Below are 14,699 nucleotides of genomic sequence, written 5' to 3' on the forward strand. Positions count from 1 at the left end.
CAGCCCGCCAAAGGTTCAGCTTCCTTACACGCCGGCCATCTTGAGCAACAGTCCACCCAGCGCACAAACGACGATCACCCGCATGACGCTTTGCTGATAGCGGAAAAGGGCGATACCGGCGAGCGTCATGATGATGGCCGGAACCAGCGCAAAACCGCCGGAGAAACCCTGTGGCCAGAGCACGTGCCAAGCGAAAAACAGCGCCAGGTTGACGATAACCCCAACCACGGCAGCCGTTATCGCGGTGAGCGGCGCAGTGAAATTCAGATTGCCATGCGTCGTTTCCACCAGCGGTCCACCCAGCAGGATAAACACGAAGGAGGGCAGAAAGGTGAACCACGTCACCAGAACAGCGGCCACCGCACCGGCCAGGAACAGATGGTCCGGCCCGAACAGCGCCTGCATCTGTGGCGTCTGGTAGCCGCCGATAAAACCAACGAAGGCAACGACCATAATCAGCGGCCCCGGCGTCGTTTCCCCGAGCGCCAGTCCGTCGATCATTTGGGTCGGTGTCAGCCAGCCATAATGCGTCATCGCCCCCTGATAGACGTAAGGCAACACAGCGTAGGCCCCGCCGAAGGTGAGCAGGGCAGCCTTGGTAAAGAACCAGCCCATCTGGGTCAGCGTATGCGACCAGCCGAACAGGGCGGTGAGCAAGCCCATCGGTAACGCCCACAGCCCGGCACCGATGACGACCACGGTCAGCAGGCGGGGCCAGGCGAACAAGGCGTGCTCGGGTGTCGGCGTGCCATCATCGATCAGCGCCGGCCCCCAGGTTTTGCCATTTCCACCGTGTTGGCCGCCCGCCTTGAAATAACCCGGTCGCCACCGCCCCCCGAGATAACCGATCAGGGCAGCAGCAGTCACAATCGCCGGAAATGGGGTGGCGAAAACAAAAATGGCGACCAGGGCTGCCCCGGCAATCACCCACAACAACTTGTTTCTGAGCGCCCGCGAGCCGATGCGCCACGCCGCCTGCAACACGATCGCCGTAACCGCCGGCTTGATGCCGAAAAACAGACCGGCGACCAGGGTCGTTTCACCATAGGCGATGTATAGCCACGACAAGATGATCAGGATGAACAAGGACGGCAGCACGAACAGCGTACCGGCGACGATGCCGCCCCAGGTCCTATGCATCAGCCAGCCGATATAGGTAGCCAGTTGCTGGGCTTCCGGTCCGGGCAGCACCATGCAGAAATTGAGGGCATGCAGGAAGCGGCCCTCCGACAACCAGCGCCGCCTCTCAACCAGTTCCTGATGCATCATCGCGATCTGCCCGGCCGGCCCACCAAAACTGACGAAACCAAGCTTCAGCCAGAAGATGAAGGCTTCGCGGAAAGTGACTTTGGCAGGCGGAGAAAATTCGGGCATCAGGCAGCCAGCGCTGTTTGGGCTACCAGCCAATAGCGGGTGAACTTGCCGATGGCCATGAACAGACAGCAGGGCAACCAGTGCAGACGCAACCAGCCGGCAGCAAGGCACAACGCATCGCCAATCAGCGGCGCCCAAGCAAACAGCAGGGCTGGGCTACCCCAGCGTTCGAGCTTGTCGCGATGGGGCAGACTCTCCAGTCGCTTCCAGTCGGGTAAAAATCGGCCACACCACCATGACGTCATCCCCCCGGCGGTATTGCCCAGCGTCGTCAACATCAGGGCCGGGCCGTAATCACCCGGATGGAGTTTTAAAAATCCCCACAAAAGGCCCTCTGAACCACCGGGTAACACGGTGGCAGAAAGAAAACTGGCGGCCAGCAGGCCCCAAAGGCCGCTTTCTGCCGTGACGTTTAGCCACTCCACCCGTAGAATCTCCCTTTTGCCTTAATGAGTTGCGCCCAATGCACCCGGATTATCTCGAAAAAGTTCTCAATGCTCAGGTTTACGATGTGGCGATTGAAACGCCGCTCGACCTGGCCAGCAACCTTTCCGCCCGGGTCGGCAACAAGATCATACTTAAACGCGAAGACATGCAGCCGGTGTTTTCATTCAAGCTACGTGGCGCCTATAACAAGATCGCCAGCCTGTCGGCTGAAAAAATGAAACGCGGCGTCATCTGCGCCTCGGCCGGCAATCATGCGCAGGGCGTCGCCCTGTCGGCCAAGAAGCTGGGCTGCCGGGCCGTAATCGTCATGCCGACCTCGACACCTGGCATCAAGATCGATGCCGTTAAATCACGTGGCGGCGAAGTCGTCCTGCATGGCGACTCCTTTGATGAAGCCTATGCCCACGCCGTCGAGCTGGAAAAGAGCGAAAAGCTGACCTTCGTGCACCCCTTCGACGATCCCGAGGTCATTGCCGGGCAGGGCACCGTCGCCATGGAAATCCTCCGTCAGCACTCGCGCCACAACGGCCCGATCACCGCTGTCTTCTGCGCCATCGGTGGCGGCGGCCTGGCTGCCGGGGTCGCCGCCTACATCAAGCGCCTGCGTCCGGAAATCAAGGTGATCGGCGTCGAAACCTTTGACGCCGATGCCATGAAGCAGTCGCTGGCCAAGGGCCATCGCGTCCGCCTCGAACAGGTCGGTCTGTTCGCCGACGGCACTGCCGTCAAATATGTCGGCGAGGAAACCTTTCGCCTGTGCAAGGAATATCTCGACGAAGTCATCCTCGTTGACACCGATGCCATCTGCGCCGCGATCAAGGACGTTTTCGAAGACACCCGGTCGATTCTCGAACCAGCCGGTGCGCTGGCCGTTGCCGGCGCGAAGGAGTACGCCCGTCAGCACAAGCTGAAAGACAAGAACCTGATCGCCGTCACCTCCGGTGCCAACATGAATTTCGACCGCCTGCGCTTTGTCGCCGAGCGCGCCGAATTTGGCGAACAGCGCGAGGCCGTCTTTGCCGTGACGCTGCCGGAGAAGCCGGGGGCCTACAAGAAATTCCTGTCCCTGATCGGCAAGCGCAATGTCACCGAATTCAATTACCGCTACCACACGGCGCGCGAAGCCCACGTCTTCGTCGGCGTCCAGGTCGCCGACCGCAAGGAATCGCTGAAGCTCGTCGACAGCCTGCAAAAGCACGGCTACCCGACGCTCGACCTGACCGACGACGAAATGGCCAAGAATCACATCCGGCACATGGTCGGTGGACACGCCCCGGCGGTCTGCGAAAAGGGCCTGCACGAACTGCTCTACCGCTTCGAGTTCCCCGAAAAGCCGGGTGCGCTGATGAATTTTCTGACCCAGATGAGTGCCGGCTGGAACATCAGCCTCTTCCATTACCGCAACCACGGTGCCGACTACGGCCGGGTACTGGTCGGCATGCAAGTGCCGCCGAGCGACATGGGACAGTTCAAGGAATTCCTGAAGAACCTCGGCTACGCGCACTGGGATGAAAGCCAGAACCCGGCCTACAAGCTTTTTCTCGGCTAATTCTTTTTGGTTATAATTTTGTGATTATTGATTCTTTTACAGAATAACTCGCACTACCTAGACTCCAGTCCTCCGAGATTTTTCTCGATTGACTGGAGTTTGAAATGTTGAAATTTGGCCGCTTTTTCGGGTTGTCGTTGATCCTCGGCATCACCAGTGCCGTCGCCCAGACCGCCCTGCTCAACGTCTCCTACGACCCGACGCGCGAGCTCTACAAGGATTACAACGCTGCCTTTGCCAAACATTGGCAGGCCAAGACCGGGCAGGCGATCAATTTTCGCCAGTCGCATGGCGGCTCGGGCAAACAGGCGATGGCAGTGCGCGATGGCCTGGAAGCTGATGTCGTTACCCTGGCCCTGGCTTACGACATTGATGCGCTGGTTGAGCGCAAGCTGATCCCGGCCGACTGGCAGACGCGCTTCCCGAACAATTCCTCGCCTTACACCTCGACCGTCGTCTTTCTTGTCCGCAAGGGCAATCCAAAAGCCATCAAGGATTGGGGGGATCTGGCCAGGCCCGGCGTCGGCGTCATCACGCCGAATCCCAAGACATCCGGTGGGGCGCGCTGGAATTATCTCGCCGCGTGGGCCTGGGCGCTCAAGCAGCCGGGTGGCAACGAGCAGAAGGCGAAGGAACTGGTCGCCGCCATCTTCAAAAACGTCCCGGTGCTTGATTCGGGCGCCCGCGGCTCGACCACCACCTTCGTCGAACGGGGCCTCGGTGACGTGCTGATCGCCTGGGAGAACGAGGCACAACTGGCGGTCAATGAAATCGGCAAGGACAAGTTCGAGATCATCGCCCCCAGTCTGTCGATTCTCGCCGAACCGCCGGTCGCCGTGGTCGACAAGGTGGTCGAGAAGCACGGTACGCGGCTCACCGCCCAGGCCTATCTCGATTACCTGTATTCCGATGAAGGCCAGAATATCGCTGCCAAACACTACTACCGCCCGCGTGATGCGAAGGTGGCCGCGAAGTACGCAGCACAGTTCCCGAAGATAAAGCTGGTCACCATCGACGATACTTTTGGCGGCTGGCAGAAGGCGCAAAAGACACATTTCGCCGACGGCGGCACCTTCGACCAGATTTATCTGAAAAAATAGGGAGGCGCCATGCCGCTGACCGACTTGATCCGCTACTTCAATGTCGCTGACACCACCGGGGAAAGCACCCTGTATCTGGATGGTCCGCGGGCAGCAGCCTGGCACCATGGCTACCGACTGAGCTCGCTGTTCCAGCCGATTGTCGATCTGCGGCAGGAGCGCGTCGTCGGACATCAGGCCCACCTGCTCGTCCGGCGCGAAGATGGCCGCGCGATCAGCGCAGCCGAGGTCTATGCAGCCTGCGAAACACCCGCCTCGGTCATCCATCTCGACCGCCTCTGCCGCACCCTCCACGCCCTCAATTTTCTCGCCCAACAGCAGGTCGCCGGCGGTTACCTGCAGATGGCGGTCCATCCACGCCACCTGCTCGCCGTACAAAACCAGCACGGGCTGGTTTATGAGGCGATTTTGAAACGCTGCGGTCTGGCACCCGAGGACATCGTGCTGCAGATCAACACCACAGCCTGCGGTGAACGAACCCGGCTGACCAATGCGCTGACCAGTTACCGTCAGCGCGGCTACCGGCTAGCCCTGAGCGGGCCACTACCGGCCGAGACGCTGCTGGCGCTGGCACCGGATATCGTGCAACGCGACTCGGTTGAGGCACGCCATTCATTACCGTCAGCCCAACCGGCCGGCATCCTGCTCGAACTGACGGGCATCGACAGCGGTCGACAGTACGAACAAGCCTGTGCCGCCGGCGTTGATCTTGGCCAAGGCAGCTTATTCGGCTCACCCGAACCGGATTGCCGCCCCACCCACGGCAAGCGCAGACTCGCCTACAATCACGCATCGCCTTTCGGAGCCCCCCATGAAAATCGCCAATGATGTCACCGGGCTGGTCGGCAATACGCCGCTGGTTCGCCTTAACCGCGTCACCAACGGCTGTAATGCTACCGTGCTCGCCAAGCTGGAATTCTTTAACCCGGGGAGCAGCGTCAAGGACCGTATCGCGGTCGCCATGCTTGACGCGGCGCTGGCCGCCGGCAAAATCGGAGCGGATACCGTAGTGCTTGAACCGACTTCCGGCAATACCGGCATCGGACTGGCCATGGTTTGCGCGGCGCGCGGCGTCAAATGTGCCTTTACCATGCCGGAAACCATGAGCCGCGAACGCAAGCTGCTGCTCAAGGCCTACGGTGCCGAGTTGATTCTGACCCCCGGCCCGGACGGTATGGGCGGGGCCATCAACAAGGCGAAGGAACTGGCTGCCACCGACAGCCGCTATTTCATTCCACAGCAATTCGAAAACCCGGCCAACCCGGCCGTGCACCGCAGCACGACAGCCGAGGAAATCTGGCGCGACACCGATGGTCAGGTTGATATCTTCATCGCTGGCGTCGGCACAGGCGGCACAGTGACCGGGGTCGGTGAGGCCCTCAAGGCCAAGAATCCGAAGGTGCAGGTCATCGCGGTCGAACCCGATGCCTCGCCAGTGCTGTCGGGTGGCCAGAAGGGACCACATCCGATTCAGGGCATCGGCGCCGGTTTCGTCCCGGCCGTGCTCAATACAGCCATTTACGACGAAGTGATCCGCGTCAAGAATGACGACGCCCTGACCATGGCCCGCCGCATGGCGACCGAGGAAGGCCTGCTCGTCGGCATCTCGTCCGGAGCGGCAAGCTGGGCAGCCCGGGAAGTGGCCGCCCGCCCTGAAAATGCCGGCAAGAACATCGTGGTCATCATTCCGTCCTGCGGCGAACGCTATCTGTCGACCGTGCTGTTCCAGCATCTAGAGGTTTGAGCACCTTCGACACGCCGATCGACCGGCGCGACTCCGACTCCATCAAATGGGGCAAGTACGCCGGTCGTGATATCCTGCCACTGTGGGTGGCGGATATGGATTTCGCTGCCCCGCCGCCGGTCATCGCGGCCCTGCAGCGGCGCATCGAACATGGCGTATTCGGTTATGGCGGCCCCTGGCCATCGTTAACGGAGTCAGTACTCGCTCACCTTGAAACTGAATACAGCTGGCGTATCGAGCCAGAATGGATCGTCTGGTTGCCGGGTCTGGTCAGCGGACTTAACATCGCCTGCCGGGCCGTCGATGGCGAGGTTTTGACGGCGACGCCGATCTACCCGCCTTTCCTGTCCGCACCCTATTTTTCCGGCCGCCCACTCCACCGCGCCGAACTGGTTCGCACCGAGAACGGCTGGCGTTTCGATCATGCCGCCCTCAAATCGGCACTGACCGCAGCAACCCGGCTTTTCCTCCTGTGCCACCCGCATAATCCGGTTGGCCGCTGCTGGAACCGGGATGAACTGCTCGACCTCGCCGCCTTTGCCGAAGCCAACGACCTTGTCGTCTGCTCCGACGAAATCCATTGCGGCCTGGTCCTTGATGCGGACAAGCGCCATATTCCGTTTGCCAGTCTGTCGGCGCAGGCCGCCAAACGGAGCATCACGTTAATGGCACCGTCAAAAACCTTCAATATCCCCGGCCTCGGTTGCGCTTTCGCTGTCATTCCCGACGCCAAACTGCGTCACCGCTTTGAGCGCGCCATGGCCGGCATCGTGCCGCACGTCAATGTGCTCGGGCTGGCCGCCTGCGAAGTCGCCTACCGCGACAGCGGGGACTGGCACCATGAATTGATTGATTATCTGCGCGCCAACCGCGATCTGGTATTTGCCACGGTCAGCCAGGAAAAAGGCGTGAAAATGACCCCGGTCGAAGCCACCTACCTGGCCTGGATCGATGTTCGCGAACTCGGGCTGGTCAAGCCCGCCGAGCATTTCGAAGCCCATGGCCTGGGCCTCTCCGATGGTGCCGACTTCGGGGCACCGGGCTGGCTGCGAATGAACTTCGGCTGCCCGCGCAGCACCCTTGAAGAAGCACTTAAACGCTTCAGCATCGCCTGCCGGGCCGCATGAATACCTACCTCCTGAGCATTGTCCTTCTCTTCGCTGCCGCCTTGTGCCAGACACTGATCGGGGGATTTGCCCTGAAATGGTCGCTGCAGCAGCAATTGCCCGGCAACCGCCGGCGCATGTGGATCGCCTTCAGCATCGGGGCACTGCTCCTCGCCCTGCACCACAGCAATACGCTCAGTTTGGCGGCGAAAACGGGACTTTATGATTTTAGCCAGGCCGTTCTGGCCTTGCTCGGCGGGCTGGCTACGGCTTTCGCCGTGTACCTGCTCAGCTGCCAGAAACCCTGAAACAACCAGCCTCAGTGACGATCCAGTCGAGTCGCTGATCGTGGCTTTCCGGACGGATGCTGTCGAGACGATTAATCTCGAAACCGACGCCGACAGCCAGCGGGCGAGGGGATAGCGCGGCCAGGGTCCGGTCAAAATAGCCGCCGCCATAGCCGAGGCGATACCCCGCCCGATCGAAACCATTAAGCGGTAACAGGATCAGGTCGGGTTGCAGGAAATCACCAGCAACTGGGGTCGGGATTCCGTAGCGATCCGGTTCCAGCGGTGTTTCAGATGTCCAGGCACGAAAGGCCAGCGGCAAATTCTCGGCGACCACGACCGGTAGCGCCGCCATTGCCCCGAGTCGGGTCCAGTCATCAATGACCGCCCGGACATCGGGCTCGTGTTTGATCGGCCAGCAAAAAGCGACAATACGGGGCCGCGGCAAAGCGGCCTGCAGATGGGCAACGATGCGCGCCGACAAGCCAGCATGTGCGGCATCGCTCAGCGTTGAGCGCCGCATCACCATTTCACGCCGCAATGCCCGGCGCCAGCCCGTGTTATCCTCAACAGGTTCAACCATGGCCTTAATCTAGCATGAAGTTTCGCATCTTCCTCGTCTGCCTCGCGCTTCCCTTTTCACTCGTCGCGGCAGGTGGTGGCGACAACGCTTTCCTGACCGCCCGCGATGCTTTCCGCGCCGGCGACATCAACAAGCTGGAGCGTGCTTCCAGCCAGCTCGGCAACCATGAACTGGCACCGTATGTCGAAAACTACCGGCTACGCATGTGGATGGACCAGGGAAACGCCAACAACCTGCGCGACTTCCTGCAACGCAATGAAGGTAGCTTTGTCGCCGAAAAGCTGCGGGCCGAATGGATTCGCTGGCTGGCCAGACGTTCGATGTGGGCCGAGGTCGACGCCGAGTTTCCGAAAATGCTCGCTCCCGAGCCGGACATCATCTGCCTCGGCCAACAGGCGCGGATTGCCCGTGATGACCGTAACGTCCTGACCGAAGCCGAAAAGCTCTGGCTAACCATGCTCGAGCCACCGGAAACCTGTCGGCCGATCATCGATGCACTAGCTGCCAGCACACTGATCACGCCAGAGGAAATCTGGGCCCGCGCCCGCCGCCAGGTAGAAGCCAACCGCCCCGGCTGGGCCAAAACCACGCTGAATTACCTGCCGGACAGCCAGATTCCCGACAGCCGTGCTTTTGACAGCGCCATCAGCAGCGCAACCAGCCACCTTGCCCGCCTGCCCAACGGCTGGTCCGCCAGCCGGCCCGGGCGCGAACTGGCCGCCTTCGCCATCGCCCGTCTGGCCGCCAACGATCCCCGCGTTGCCGCCGACGAGCTGGAAAAGATCAAGGGCAAGTTGCAGGATTCCGAACGCCAATGGGCGTCCAGCCAGATTGCCCTGCAAGGCGCAAAAAAGCACATGACAGAAGCAGGCGAGTGGTACGCCAGTGCCGGCAAGACACTTTTATCGGATGAAGGGGCCCAATGGAAGGTTCGTGCCGCCCTTCGCGCCCAGGCGTGGGGCGTTGTCCGCGACACCATCCTGGCCATGCCGGTCGAACTCGCCGCGAAACCCGAGTGGACCTACTGGCTCGGCCGGTCACTGAAGGCCGGAGGACGGACGACAGAAGCCGATGCGCTGTTTGAAAAAATCGCCGGCCAGACTAATTTCTACGGCAATCTCGCTGACGAGGAACTAGGCCGGGAAGTCTTGCCCCCGCCGAAGGCCAAAGCACCGACAGCCGACGAAGAAAAAGCCGCCCGCGACAACCCGGGCATCCGTCGCTCTCTGGCTTTCTTCCGCATCGACCTGCGCACCGAAGCAGTCAAGGAATGGAACTGGTCGCTACGCGGCATGGACGACCGTGAATTGCTGGCCGCTGCCAACTTGGCCAAGCGGAACCAGATCTGGGACCGGGCCATCAACACTGCCGACAAGACGAAAGCGGAGCACGATTTCTCACTGCGTTTTCTCGCCCCCTACGGTGAACACGTTCGCCCGGCCGCCCAGAACCAGTCGCTCGATGACGCCTGGGTATACGGGCTGATGCGCCAGGAAAGCCGGTTCATCACCAGCGCCAAGTCGAATGTCGGTGCCTCTGGCCTGATGCAGCTGATGCCGGCCACCGCCAAATGGGTCGCCCGCAAGATCGGGCTGCGTGATTTCAGCCAGGGCAAAGTCCACGACACCGAAACCAATGTCCTTCTTGGCACCAGTTACATGCGCCTGGTCATGGAAAACCTCGACAACCATCCGGTCCTTGCCTCGGCTGCCTATAACGCCGGCCCTGGCCGGGCCAAGAAGTGGCGGGCCGACCGGCCGCTCGAAGGGGCAATCTACGCGGAAACCATCCCGTTCAGCGAAACCCGCGACTACGTCAAGAAAGTCATGAGCAATGCGGTTTATTATTCGGCTCAATTCAACGGCAAGGCAGACTCCCTGAAAACGCGCCTCGGCGTGGTCGGCGCCAAGACCGCCGACGGCATGAAGGATGCGGACTTACCCTAGGAAACTGATATGGCAGTGGTAGCGGACTCTTTCCATCTCCTGAAAGATACTCGGGCGCTCTTCCTGAAGCATCTCGGCTCCTTGCTGCAACACAGCGGCCTGGTCTCCGGCCGAGCCGTCCAGGCCATTCAAGATGGCGCGGCGGCTTATTTCGACGAAATGACCACCACTGACCGGCGTGGCACCTTTGCCGAAGAAGCCGACGGACTCACCTCGTCGCGTATCACCCTGGTCGGCGAGGACGATCTCGAACTCGGTATCCGCCTCGACAACCTGAGTGCCCGGCTGTACGAATCGACCGGTGGCAGCCTGTGGCGCACCCATTTGCGCTTCGTGACCCTGCTGCGCCGCCCGGATCTGCCGAAAATCGCCAACCCGATTGGGCCCAAAGGCATCGCTCAGGGCCTGAATGCCATGTTCGAGGCAGCCGGGGCCGCCGCGATCGACAAGAAACTCGAGTTGCTCGACCGTATCGAAGCCTGCCTGATCGAAGGACTGCCGGCACTCTATGCCGAAATCAACGATTTTCTTGACCGGGGTGGCGTCGAACCGGCCCAGCCGACCATTATCGGTAGCCAGGAAGGCCCGGTCACAACCGATGCCCCAACAATTCGCGAAAATGCCCTGCTCGCGCTGCAGCAGACACTACTCGCCCGAATCCCCGGCATGAGCGAGGCGATCCAGTTTCAGCCGAGTGGTGGTGGAAGCGGTGGGGCGGCGGCCTCGCTCCTCAATCAGGCCATGCTTGAACGCGTCATGCAGCGCCTCGATGAACTCGATCGCCGTAGCCCTGCTTCGCCACAACCCGCCATGGCCCTGGAAAGCCTGATTCCCGGGTTGTTCGATGCAGACGGAACGATCAGCCAGCCCAAAGTTCTCAAATCGAGCGAGCTGGGCATACCCAGCACCGCCAGCGAAGGTCTGGCCATCGACACCCTGGCCATGATCTTCGAGGAAATTTTCGCCGATCCCGCCTTGCCCGATGCCCTGAAGGCCGTCATCTCCAGCCTCCAAATTACCCTGCTCAAGGTCGCCATGAAGGACAGTTCGCTGTTCGCCAATGAGCAGCACCCGGCCCGCCTGGTCATTGACCGCATGGGGCTGGCTGTTCTCGGCCTGCCCAGCGACGTGCCGGGTCGCCACGCGGTGTGCGCCCGCCTGTTTGAAATCGCCGCCGAACTGCGCAGCGAACACAGTGGCGCGATGAGTGCGTTCGACACTGCTCAGGCTGAACTGGATGCCCTGATCACTGAGCGCAATGCCACCATAGCCGCCGCCGCAAGCCCCTATCTGCCGCTAATCGATGCACTCGAACGGCGCGACGCGGCGGCCATTGCAGCAGGGCTGGCCGTGGAAAAGTTCATCATGACCAGGCCGCCCCTGGCTATCCGCAACTTTCTCGAAAACACCTGGAGCCAACTCCTCCAGACGATCTGGCTGGAACACGGGGAAGCCAGCAGCGAGTGGCAGGAAAGCCTGGCCATCATCACCGACCTGTTGTGGACGATACAACCAAAAGCCGACCCGGATGAACGCAAAACCCTGGCCCGCCGGCTTCCCGACATCCTGAAACGCCTGAAGACCGGCATGGATCGCGTCAGCGTATCGCCGGAAGCCGAAACGGACTTCCTCGACAAATGTTTTGAGCTACAAACCCGGGCGCTACGCGCTACCGCAACGCCCGCCGCCAGCGAAGAGCAGGGCACCGACCTGTTCGCCGGCAGCTTTGCCGGCGATGCCGGGGCGCCGCTCAGTGGTGAGCTCACACTGGGTGAGCAGACGCTGACCACCCTCGATTACCTCCATTTCCAGCCCGCCCCTAGCCGCTCGCTGCCTTGCAAGGAGGGCGACTGGGTCGAGTTTGCACTGGCCGATGGCACGTTGCGGGTCGCCCGGCTCTGCTACATCGGGCCGATCAGCCGACGCCTCTTGCTGCTCAACCCGGATGTCGGTTCTGGTCTGGTCATCGCCATCCATCCGGCCATTCTCGACCGCCAGTTACGGGCCGGAGAGGCCCACATTGCCTCGGCCAGATCCTTGTTCGAAAGAGCTGCCAGCCTCGCCCTGCGACAAACAACAGCGAACTGACGGCAGAGGTCTGCCCGAAAACGGGCAAATTGCCTTAAAATCCGAGTTTTACGTATCCAGTTTCCGGGGTTCAAAATGGACATCAAAAAGGTCTTGCTGCTGGGGGGTAGCGGTTTCGTCGGTACCTATATCGTCAACCGTCTGTCGCAACACGGCATCGAGGTGACCGTACCGACACGTCGCCGTGAGCGCACCAAGGCGCTGATCATGCAGCCGGGCGTTACCATGCCGGAAGCCGATATCAGCTGCGAAAAGACCCTGGCCGAACTGATGCGCGGTCACGATGTCGTGATCAACCTGGTCGGCGTCCTCCACAGCCGCGACGTAATTCTGCCCTACAGCAAGGATTTCGCTGAAGCCCACGTCGAACTGCCGAAAAAGATCGTCGCCGCCTGCAAGGCCACCGGTGTCCGCCGTCTGGTGCACATGAGTGCCCTCAACGCCGACCCCAAGGGCCCGTCCGAATACCTACGCTCCAAGGGCGACGGCGAAGCCATCGTGCTGGCAGCCCAGGGAGAACTCGATGTCACGGTCTTCCGTCCTTCCGTCATCTTCGGTCTGGGCGACTCTTTCCTGTCGATGTTCGCCAGCCTCCTCAAGAAACTCCCGGTCTTCCCGCTCGGTTTCGGCCACGCCCGCTTCCAGCCTGTATGGGCGGCCGACGTCGCCGATGCCTTTGTCGATTGCCTGCACGATGTGTCGACCTACGGTCAGACCTATGAACTGGTCGGTCCGAAGACCTATTCGCTACGCGAGCTGGTCGACTACACCAAGAAACTGGCCGGCAGCTCTGCCACCATCCTGCCGCTCTCCGAAGGTTGGGCCTACCTGCAGGCCGGTCTGATGTGGCTGGCCCCCAGCCCGATGCTCTCGCCGGACAACCTGCGCTCGATGGAGAAGGACAGTGTGGCCGAAGCCGGCAGCAAGCAGCCCGCCAACTGGCGTCCGACGGCTGTCGAAGCCATTGCCCCGACCTACATCGCGCTCAACACGCCCAAGGGCAAGCTCGACAGCTTCCGCTATCGCGCCGGTCGTTAAGGCGGCGCAGTCCGCGACCGTGCAGATATTCATCGTCGGCGGAGCAGTCCGTGACGAACTGCTCGGTCGGCCTAACGCCGACCGCGACTACGTGGTCGTCGGTGCCACCCCGGAAGCTCTGCTGAAACAGGGTTTCCGTCCGGTCGGCAAGGATTTCCCGGTATTCCTTCATCCGCAGACCCAGGAGGAATACGCCCTGGCCCGTACCGAGCGCAAGAGCGGGCACGGCTATCATGGCTTTACCTTTCACGCGGCACCCGATGTCACGCTGGAAGAGGATCTTGCCCGTCGCGACCTGACTATCAATGCCATGGCCAAGGCAGAAGATGGCAGCCTGATCGACCCCTTCGCCGGCCAACAGGATTTGGCCGCCAAAATATTCCGCCATGTCGGACCGGCCTTCGCTGAAGATCCCGTACGGATTCTGCGCATCGCCCGATTTGCCGCCCGCTTCAGCGATTTTACGGTGGCCCCGGAAACCCTGTCCTTGATGCGCCACATGGTCGCCAGTGGCGAGGTTGACCATCTGGTCGCCGAGCGCGTCTGGCAGGAGCTGGCGACCGGCCTGATGGAAGCAACGCCATCCCGCATGTTCGACGTGCTGCGCGACTGCGGGGCGCTGGCCCGCCTGTTACCTGAGGTCGATGCCCTTTTCGGCGTGCCGCAACGAGCCGATTACCACCCGGAAATCGATACCGGCATTCACACCATGATGGTCGTCGACCAGTCCGCCAAACGGGGCTTTACCCTGCCCGTACGCTTTGCGGCCCTGACCCATGACCTTGGCAAAGGGACGACCCCCGCTGACATCCTGCCCCGGCATATCGGCCATGAAGAGCGTAGCGTCGATCTCAGCGAAAAGCTCTGCGCCCGCCTGCGCGTCCCCGGCGACTGTCGCGATCTGGCCTTACTCATGGCCCGCTATCACGGCAACGTCCATCGCTCGGCCGACCTCAAGGCAAACACCATCGTTAGCCTGTTCGAAAAGACCGATGCATTGCGCCGGCCGGAACGTTTTCGGCAACTGCTTGAGGCCTGCCTGTGCGACTTTACCGGCCGTCTCGGCTGGGAGGAGCGCCCATACGCCAGCCCGCATTACCTGCTCGCCGCACTGGCTGCCGTAAATGCCGTAGAGGCTGGCAAGATAGCGCTCGCCTGTACCGACAAGGCGAAGATTCCCGAACGCGTTCACGCGGCGCGGGTCAATGCCCTCAGGGTATTGTTAAATGATCCGGGAGAGCAGCCAGAGCAACAATGAAAAAATGATCGTGCTGGCCACCGGAAAGGTGTAATTTCGGCCACGAAAGCGGCATGCAAAGTCTCCCGGCAGTTTGCCGAACCGTATAAAACGCGCCAGATGCGGGCCGATGATGCCCAGCAGAAAAATGGCCACCACCAGCGTCAGAATCCACTTCAGCATTTGCCTTGCACCGCAGG

General features: G+C 61.3%; 14 protein-coding genes. 10 read left to right on the plus strand and 4 right to left on the minus strand.

The window, feature by feature from the left end; genetic code table 11:
- Positions 1–24 precede the first annotated feature (24 nt).
- Together chrA and HYN24_RS15335 are read right to left on the minus strand one after the other, a co-directional pair.
- Positions 25–1,374, minus strand: a complete 1,350-nt coding sequence (gene chrA / locus HYN24_RS15330) for a chromate efflux transporter (protein WP_117610069.1) — start codon at positions 1,372–1,374, stop codon at positions 25–27.
- Positions 1,374–1,799 (minus strand): YqaA family protein, encoded by a 426-nt coding sequence (locus HYN24_RS15335; protein ID WP_117610070.1) that lies wholly within the window; start codon positions 1,797–1,799, stop codon positions 1,374–1,376. Before HYN24_RS15335 ends, chrA begins: the two co-directional genes overlap by 1 nt.
- Before the next feature lie 38 nt (positions 1,800–1,837).
- On the opposite strand from HYN24_RS15335, the gene ilvA reads away from it, so the two are divergent.
- The 6 genes from ilvA to HYN24_RS15365 all read left to right on the plus strand — a co-directional run bounded on the left by ilvA (position 1,838) and on the right by HYN24_RS15365 (position 7,628).
- Positions 1,838–3,370 (plus strand): threonine ammonia-lyase, biosynthetic, encoded by a 1,533-nt coding sequence (ilvA, locus tag HYN24_RS15340; protein ID WP_205421404.1) that lies wholly within the window; start codon positions 1,838–1,840, stop codon positions 3,368–3,370.
- Between the two features lie 104 nt (positions 3,371–3,474).
- A complete protein-coding gene (locus HYN24_RS15345) occupies positions 3,475–4,470 on the plus strand; it encodes a sulfate ABC transporter substrate-binding protein (protein WP_117610072.1) in 996 nt (331 codons plus the stop codon).
- A 9-nt stretch (positions 4,471–4,479) separates the two neighbouring features.
- Positions 4,480–5,298: an EAL domain-containing protein gene (locus HYN24_RS15350; RefSeq protein WP_117610073.1), complete on the plus strand. Its 819-nt coding sequence runs from the start codon at positions 4,480–4,482 to the stop codon at positions 5,296–5,298.
- The gene (gene cysK / locus HYN24_RS15355; RefSeq protein ID WP_117610074.1) at positions 5,282–6,214 is read left to right on the plus strand and encodes a cysteine synthase A; all 933 of its coding nucleotides are present in this window, start codon (positions 5,282–5,284) and stop codon (positions 6,212–6,214) included. Before HYN24_RS15350 ends, cysK begins: the two co-directional genes overlap by 17 nt.
- Positions 6,211–7,341 carry a MalY/PatB family protein gene (locus tag HYN24_RS15360; protein ID WP_117610075.1) on the plus strand — a complete coding sequence of 377 codons (1,131 nt, stop codon included), beginning with the start codon at positions 6,211–6,213 and terminating at the stop codon, positions 7,339–7,341. Before cysK ends, HYN24_RS15360 begins: the two co-directional genes overlap by 4 nt.
- Positions 7,338–7,628 (plus strand): hypothetical protein, encoded by a 291-nt coding sequence (locus HYN24_RS15365; RefSeq protein ID WP_117610076.1) that lies wholly within the window; start codon positions 7,338–7,340, stop codon positions 7,626–7,628. The genes HYN24_RS15360 and HYN24_RS15365 overlap by 4 nt, the downstream gene beginning before the upstream one ends.
- Here the strand turns inward: HYN24_RS15365 and HYN24_RS15370 are convergent.
- Positions 7,609–8,190: a 5-formyltetrahydrofolate cyclo-ligase gene (locus HYN24_RS15370; protein WP_117610077.1), complete on the minus strand. Its 582-nt coding sequence runs from the start codon at positions 8,188–8,190 to the stop codon at positions 7,609–7,611. The two genes, HYN24_RS15365 and HYN24_RS15370, sit on opposite strands and share 20 nt — an antisense overlap.
- A gap of 14 nt (positions 8,191–8,204) precedes the next feature.
- Here HYN24_RS15370 and HYN24_RS15375 point away from each other — a divergent pair, with 14 nt between their 5' ends.
- The 4 genes from HYN24_RS15375 (at position 8,205) to HYN24_RS15390 (ending at position 14,520) form a co-directional block, all read left to right on the plus strand.
- The gene (locus tag HYN24_RS15375) at positions 8,205–10,136 is read left to right on the plus strand and encodes a lytic transglycosylase domain-containing protein (RefSeq protein ID WP_117610078.1); all 1,932 of its coding nucleotides are present in this window, start codon (positions 8,205–8,207) and stop codon (positions 10,134–10,136) included.
- Positions 10,137–10,145: 9 nt separating this feature from the next.
- Positions 10,146–12,224, plus strand: a complete 2,079-nt coding sequence (locus tag HYN24_RS15380) for a DUF1631 family protein (RefSeq protein WP_117610079.1) — start codon at positions 10,146–10,148, stop codon at positions 12,222–12,224.
- Positions 12,225–12,299: 75 nt separating this feature from the next.
- Positions 12,300–13,262, plus strand: a complete 963-nt coding sequence (locus HYN24_RS15385; protein WP_117610080.1) for a complex I NDUFA9 subunit family protein — start codon at positions 12,300–12,302, stop codon at positions 13,260–13,262.
- Between the two features lie 19 nt (positions 13,263–13,281).
- Complete coding sequence (locus tag HYN24_RS15390; RefSeq protein ID WP_117610081.1) at positions 13,282–14,520, plus strand: multifunctional CCA addition/repair protein; 1,239 nt, start codon at positions 13,282–13,284, stop codon at positions 14,518–14,520.
- Here the strand turns inward: HYN24_RS15390 and HYN24_RS15395 are convergent.
- Complete coding sequence (locus HYN24_RS15395) at positions 14,485–14,682, minus strand: DUF2905 domain-containing protein (protein WP_240327691.1); 198 nt, start codon at positions 14,680–14,682, stop codon at positions 14,485–14,487. The two genes, HYN24_RS15390 and HYN24_RS15395, sit on opposite strands and share 36 nt — an antisense overlap.
- Positions 14,683–14,699: the final 17 nt, after the last annotated feature.

The sequence above is a fragment of the Dechloromonas sp. HYN0024 genome (genome assembly GCF_003441615.1).
Taxonomy (GTDB): domain Bacteria; phylum Pseudomonadota; class Gammaproteobacteria; order Burkholderiales; family Rhodocyclaceae; genus Azonexus.

What these genes read in the sequence shown, in the direction of transcription:
- chrA (WP_117610069.1), bottom strand. Translation starts at nt 1,374, where the DNA reads ATGCCCGAATTTTCTCCGCCTGCCAAAGTCACTTTCCGCGAAGCCTTC.
- ilvA (WP_205421404.1), top strand. Translation starts at nt 1,838, where the DNA reads ATGCACCCGGATTATCTCGAAAAAGTTCTCAATGCTCAGGTTTACGAT.
- HYN24_RS15345 (WP_117610072.1), top strand. Translation starts at nt 3,475, where the DNA reads ATGTTGAAATTTGGCCGCTTTTTCGGGTTGTCGTTGATCCTCGGCATC.
- HYN24_RS15350 (WP_117610073.1), top strand. Translation starts at nt 4,480, where the DNA reads ATGCCGCTGACCGACTTGATCCGCTACTTCAATGTCGCTGACACCACC.
- cysK (WP_117610074.1), top strand. Translation starts at nt 5,282, where the DNA reads ATGAAAATCGCCAATGATGTCACCGGGCTGGTCGGCAATACGCCGCTG.
- HYN24_RS15365 (WP_117610076.1), top strand. Translation starts at nt 7,338, where the DNA reads ATGAATACCTACCTCCTGAGCATTGTCCTTCTCTTCGCTGCCGCCTTG.
- HYN24_RS15370 (WP_117610077.1), bottom strand. Translation starts at nt 8,190, where the DNA reads ATGGTTGAACCTGTTGAGGATAACACGGGCTGGCGCCGGGCATTGCGG.
- HYN24_RS15375 (WP_117610078.1), top strand. Translation starts at nt 8,205, where the DNA reads ATGAAGTTTCGCATCTTCCTCGTCTGCCTCGCGCTTCCCTTTTCACTC.
- HYN24_RS15380 (WP_117610079.1), top strand. Translation starts at nt 10,146, where the DNA reads ATGGCAGTGGTAGCGGACTCTTTCCATCTCCTGAAAGATACTCGGGCG.
- HYN24_RS15385 (WP_117610080.1), top strand. Translation starts at nt 12,300, where the DNA reads ATGGACATCAAAAAGGTCTTGCTGCTGGGGGGTAGCGGTTTCGTCGGT.
- HYN24_RS15395 (WP_240327691.1), bottom strand. Translation starts at nt 14,682, where the DNA reads ATGCTGAAGTGGATTCTGACGCTGGTGGTGGCCATTTTTCTGCTGGGC.